This window comes from Streptomyces sp. NPDC002403 (genome assembly GCF_053593015.1).
Window position 1 is genome coordinate 1 of sequence record NZ_JBSFBQ010000125.1, and the last position, 5,698, is coordinate 5,698.

The following is a 5,698-nucleotide window of genomic DNA, read 5'->3' on the forward strand; positions in this document are numbered from 1 at the left end:
CGGGAGGCGGTCGTGGCTGTCGCGGCCGCGAAGCAGGCCTTCCGTACCGCTCACCGGATGGACCCCGACGACATCATCCACCGCCTCCACGCACTCCAGGAAGCATCCCTGAAGACACGTCCACGACTGCCGGGCGGAATGCCTCCCCGCCGGCCCGGCCCGGCCCCCCGGCAGCCACCAGCACAGACCGCCCCGGCCACCCCGGCCACCCCGGCCGGCCCGGACCGGCCCGCACAAACCACCCCCCACCCCGCCACCGAGACCACCACCCCGGCATCCCCCACACCCCTCCCCGCGGCCGGGGCCACCGTCCCCGGCACGGCCAGCCAGGACATCTTCACCGCACTGCACCCCGCCCGGCCCGCAACCGCCCAGGACAACAGCACGGACCAGCCCCCCGCCCCCCGGACAGGCAACAACCGGCCGGACCACAACCACGACCACGGCCGTGGCCGTGGCCGTGGCCGGGTGGTCGGTACCGGTTCCGGTCCTGCCCCGCTCGTTCTTCCCGGCACGGACGGACAGAGCCACTGGACAGACGTGATGACGGACCTCTTCGGCCCCGACCCCCAGGAAGAAGCAACCCCGGAACACCACGGACAAGCACAGCAGCCGCCCACGGACCCCTCCCTCCGAACCCCGCCCCCGATACCGGCGGTGGACCCCTCCCCGCCCGCCGGGGCAATGGACCCTCCGGCAGATCCCCACGCTCCCGCCCCAACCGGCCCACCCGCCCCGGAGGACCAGACCGACCCCAACCAGACCCCCCACCCCGACACCCCCCCACCACAAACCATCGAGGACCTCGCCCGCACCATCCGCCAGATAGCCGGGAATCGGGCCGGTGCGCACCTCCGCGACCTGGCTACCCACCTCGGCCGGGACGAAGGCGAGATCAGACGCGCCCTTGAGGCCGCCGACATCAGCGTCCAGCGACTCACAGGGCTGGACGGCGACGAGCGGCGCAAACGGCTGGGGGTGCGGGTGGAGGACCTGGGCGGACACGGCCTCGCCCACCTACCGGCCATCGAGGACCTCGCCCGCACCATCCGCCAACTGGCCGGTGAACGGGTCGGTGCGCACCTCGAACCCCTGGCCGCCCATCTCGGCCGGACGGAAGCCGAGATCAGGGGCGTCCTCGAGGCCAACGGCATCACCGCCCAGATACTCCACCTGCGGTTCGGCGACAAGCGGGTCATCCTACTGGGGGTGCGGGTGGATGCTCTGGGCGGGCACGGCCTCGCCCACCTCCCGCCCATCGAGAAGATCGCCCGCAGCATCCGCAAGCTGGCCGGGGAACGGACCGGTGTGCACCTCAACGCCCTGACCACCCACCTCCGCGGCCTGCAGGAATTCAAGCACCTCGACCTGCAGGAATTCGAGATCAGGAGCGTCCTTGAGGCCGCCGGCATCACCGTCCGGCAATTCAAAGGGCTGGACGGCGGCGAGCGGCGCTACCGGCTGGGGGTGCGGGTGGATGACCTGGGCCGGCACGGCCTCGCCCACCTCCCGACGATCGAGGACGTCGCCCGCACCGTCTACGAGCTGGCATCAGCGAACGACCAGCCCGGTGTGCACCTTGACGACCTGGCCGCCCGCCTCGGCGGCCTGCAGGAATTCGAGCATCTCGACCTGCAGGAATTCGAGATCAGGAGCGTCCTTGAGGCCGCTGGCATCACCGTCAAGAAACTCGACCTGTCGTTTGGCGACGAGCAGCGCCAGCGGGTGGGGGTGCGGGTGGATGCCCTGGGCCGGCACGGCATCGCCCACCTCCCGGCCATCGAGGACCTCGCCCGCACCATCCGCGAGCTGGCATCAGCGAACGAGCAGCCCGCTGTGCACCTCGAACCCCTGGCCGCCCGCCTTCGCCTGCGGGAGGACGAGGTCAGACACGTCCTTGAGGCCAATGGCATCACCGTCCAGCAACTCAAACTTCCGGTCGGCGACAAGCAGCGCAACTGGCTGGGGGTGCGGGTGGATGCCCTGGGCCGGCACGGCCTCGGGGACGGGGACGGGTCGGGTGAACTGCCCCCGGACGCCTCCGACGAGCCTGGCGGGACAGGACGGGAGGAGACAATGGACCAGGCCGGCCCCAGCCAGACCCACCACCCCGCCTCCCCCCCACTGACCGTCGAGGACCTCGCCCGCACCATCCGCCAGCTGGCCGCAGCAAACAACCAACCCGGTGTGCACCTCGCCAACCTGACCACCCACCTCCGCCGGACACAAGACGAGATCAGGAGCACCCTCAAGGCCAACGGCATCACCGTCAAGACACTCCGCCTGCGGTTCGACGGCAAGCAGCGCAGCCTGCTGGGGGTGCGGGTGGATGCCCTGGGCCGGCACGGCATCGCACACCTCCCGACCATCGAGGACCTCGCCCGCACCATCCGCGAACTGGCCGGGGAACGGACCGGTGTGCACCTCGACGCCCTGGCCGCCCACCTCCGCCTGCGGGAAGACGAGGTCAGGGGCGTCCTTGAGGCCAATGGCATCAACGTCCACAGACTCGCGCTGTGGTTCGGCGACGAGCGGCGCCAACGGCCGGGGGTGCGGGTGGATGCCCTGGGCCGGCACGGCATCGCCCACCTCCCGACCATCGAGGACCTCGCCCGCACCACCCGCCAACTGGCAGCAGCAAACAACCACCTCGGTGTGCACCTCGCCGACCTGGCCGCCCACCTCCACCTGCGGGAAGACGAGGTCAGGTACGTCCTCGAGGCCAACGGCATCACCGTCCAGTCACTCCGCCTGCGGTTCGACGACGAGCAGCGCAGCCTGCTGGGGGTGCGGGCGGATGCCCTGGGCCGGCACGGCCTCGCCCACCTCCCGACCATCGAGGACGTCGCCCGCACCATCCGCGAACTGGCCGCAGCGAACAACCACCTCGGTGTGCACCTCGCCGACCTGGCCGCCCACCTCCACCTGCGGGAAGACGAGGTCAGGTACGTCCTCGAGGCCAACGGCATCACCGTCAAGCCACTCGACCTGCGGTTCGGCGGCAAGCGGCTCCACCGGCTGGGGGTGCGTGTGAATGCTTTGGGCGGGCGCGGCCTTGCCGGGGACGGGTCGGGTGAACTGCCCCGGAACGTCTCCGGCGGGCCCGGCGGAGCGGAGGAGATCACGGAACCGGCCGGCCCCGGCCGGACCCGGCACCGCGCCTCGCTTCCGCCGGCCGGCGGGGACCTCGCCCCCACCCCCCACGAACAGGCAGCACCGAACCACCAAGCCGGTGTGCACCCCACCGACCCGGCCACCCACCGCCACCGGGAGGAGGACGAGGCCGAGCCATCCGAGCCGCGGGCCGGCACCGAGCAGCACGGCCGGCGGGAGGCGTGGGAGGAGGTGTCCGGGACCGATGAGCACGGCGACTCACGGACACGGCGTGGTGATGTTCTCGGGACTGCGGACCAGGAGGGGCAGGCCGGCCCGGGAAACCACTCCTGGGCGGGGCCGGTGCCCACCGCGGCCACGGGTGCGAGCTTGCTGCTCGCGGCCGTGGCCACCGCGCCGGACGCGGTCCTCTCCCGCCTGCCGGACCTGGCACACACCCACCCCGGCGCCCACGCGTGGCTGAGTGATCCCACCACAGTGCGGCAGGACCTGACCCACTACGCCGACACCCACCAGACCGCAACACACCAGGACACACTCCCGCAAGACGCCCCGGGGGATTTCTCCTTCTCCGCGTTCCTGGGGGACGCTGAGGAGGATCTGCCCGTGTTCCCGGAGTTTTCCCTGCGGGAGGCGGGTGCGGGTCCGGCCGGAAGGGAGGCGGCCTTCCCCGTCCCGCCTGAACACGCCGCCGCGACCATCCAGGCGCTGCGCGCCCTGGTGGCTGACTATCTGCGGGAACAGGCCGGGCGGGAACAGGTGCCGGCGCAGGTCGTCTCCCGGTGGCGCTCGGCCAACGCACCGGCCTTCGCCGACATGGTCCACACCCCCGGGATCACACGTGACACGCTTGCGGACCTGGTGCGGTGGCACATCCCAGACCCCCAAATGACGCTGCAGCTTGCCGACCCCGGGGACCTGGAACTCCTCGACCCCGAGACACTGGCCCAGATCACCGCACAGGCATACCCCACAAGCACCGCCCCCCTGACCCAGGACGAGACGAACACCCTCCTCAACGCCGTGTGGGAATGGGAAGAATCATGGACTTCCCGCTCCCCGGTCACGGACACGTTCCTGCCACTGCTGTCCCACGCCCTGGGCGTACGCATCCAGGTACTCCAGCACACCAGCGCACCAGGACGAGAACACAACGGGGAACACACGGGACCGGAAACGAGACCGGAAGCGGTACCGGAGGTGGGGCCGGAGGGTGACGGGGTACGCGGGTTCCCGCTCTACCACGACCCCGCCACCGGCCATTACAGCGCCAGCCAGGACGCACCAACAGACACAGCAGACGCAACAGACGTCATGGGGGTAACGGACGAACGGCTCAGGGCACCGGAACCGGCCGCCGGCGGGGACCGTGCGTCCAGGTTCCCGCCGGCAACCGGCACACCCCTGCCGCCCATGGACACCTCCCGCGACAGGCCGGACCTCACGACAGACCCGCACCACCCGGACAGCCAGAACCCGGACACCGGTGTTCTGGGGGCCGGTCTCCCGCAACAGGGAACGAACCACCCGGACCACAACCACGACCCCGGCGACGGCGACGGCTGGTTGATCGGTCCCGGTTTCGACGCGTTCGCCCTTCCCGGCACGGACGGACAGGCCGACTGGACAGCCATGACCAGGACCCTTCTCGGCCTCGGCCCCCAGGAGGAGATGACCGCGGAGCACCACGAACAGGCACAGCGGTTCCTCGCGGACCTCTCCCTCCAGGCCCCGCCCCCGGCACCACCGGCGGACACCACCCTCACCGCCGGGGTGACGGACCGGCATCCCTCCACCGAGGCGATGGACTGGCACCCCTCCGCCGACGAGCAGGGCCTGGACACCGGCGTTTTGGGGGCCCGTCTCCCGGAACAGGTAACGAACCAGCCGGACCCCGGCCATGGCCCCGGCGACGGCGACGGCGACGGCGACGGCGACGGCGACGGCGACGGCGACGGCGACGGCGACGGCGACGGCGACGGCGACGGCGACGGCGACGGCTGGATGGTCGGTATCGATCCCGGTTTCGACGCGTTCGCCCTTCCCGGCGCGGACGAACAGAGCGACTGGACAGCCGTGATCAGGGACCTTCTCGGCCTCGGCCCCCAGGAGGAAGTGACCGAGAAACACCACGAACAGGCACAGCAGCTCCTCGCCGACATCTCCCTCCAAACCCCACCCCAGGCACCGGTGGTGGACCTCTCCATGCCCTCCGAGGCGATGGACTGGCATCCCTCCTGGGCCCGTCTCCCGGAGCAGGGGGAGGACCCCCATAATCAGGTCGTCGGTGTTCCGGGGATGCCGGGACCGGCAGCCGGTGAGAGCGAGGACAGCGGGCCGCTCGACGGACAGCGGGAGAATTACCCACTGGGCCTGCTTGATGACACTACGTGGTGGGGGGTCGGTGGCCCTGCCACCGCCGCCGTTGGTGGTCCTGCCAGCGGTGCTGCTGCTGGTGGGGGTGGTGTCCCGGGCGCGGGGCCGGGTGATGTGGATCCTGGTGGTGTGGTGCCGGTGCGTACGGTGGGCAATGGGCTGTGTCAGTTGTATGCGGTTGTGGTCACCGATCCGGGGCTTGCCGGTT

General features: G+C 71.2%; 1 pseudogene. It reads left to right on the forward strand.

The features are described from left to right. Window positions 1-12: 12 nt before the first annotated feature. Window positions 13-5,698 (forward strand): annotated as a pseudogene (locus ACWCPY_RS42820) (hypothetical protein); the annotation flags it as partial.